1 protein-coding gene is annotated in these 751 nt (G+C 40.1%); it reads right to left on the bottom strand.

The genetic code is table 11. From position 1 onward, the window contains the following. Positions 1-751 (bottom strand): discoidin domain-containing protein (locus RM520_RS15190; protein WP_311388562.1); only part of this gene is annotated, 751 nt, incomplete at both ends.

Raw genomic sequence — 751 nt, 5'->3', positions numbered from 1 at the left:
CTGCATTACCAGCAAAGAATTGATTTGTTATCGCATTGTCATCTAAAAGGTTTTGAAGCGAAGCATTTTCATCAAAAGGATTTTCAGAAATAAGCACATAGAAGTTATTAAGTCTGGCTTGTAGTTTATCCGTTCTATTATAAATTACAATTTCTTCGATAACATTTTCTTCACCTAAATCAACTTGCCACCAAGATTCGTTTTCTCCACTTACGGTATGTTGCAGATCCGCACTCCAAGGCGAAGTTCCATTGGTATTTCCATCAATGGCATAAGAAGCTTCACCAAACCCGTAAGTTGAAGATTGAGAAGCTGTTCCAGTTAATGCAAGGTTTGTTGTTGTGGTGCAGGTACCTCCACCAGTTGAAGCCGCTTCAACAATAATTGAAATGGTTTCATCTTTAGTACAACCATTTCCAAAATCCACGGTATAAGTTACGTTATAGGTTCCTTCTCCAGCTGAAGGGTCAAAATCACCATTAGTAGTATCACCGCTCCATACACCACCTATTGGCAGCGCAGTAAGAGATTGTATACCAGCATCGGTTGCAAATGGTCCGGCAGGGTCAATGGTGACATCTTCAGCACCTAGACAAGGGTCTACAGTATCACTAATAATAAGTTCAATAGTATCTTCTTTAATACAATCATTTCCGAAATCAACGGTATAGGTAATGGAATAGGTTCCTTCACCTATTGCAGGGTCAAATGTTCCATCAGTTGAATCACCGCTCCAAACACCTCCCGTAGG

It is taken from the genome of Croceitalea vernalis (genome assembly GCF_031846405.1).
Taxonomy (GTDB): domain Bacteria; phylum Bacteroidota; class Bacteroidia; order Flavobacteriales; family Flavobacteriaceae; genus Croceitalea; species Croceitalea vernalis.
This window is presented reverse-complemented; position numbering and strand designations above follow the sequence as displayed.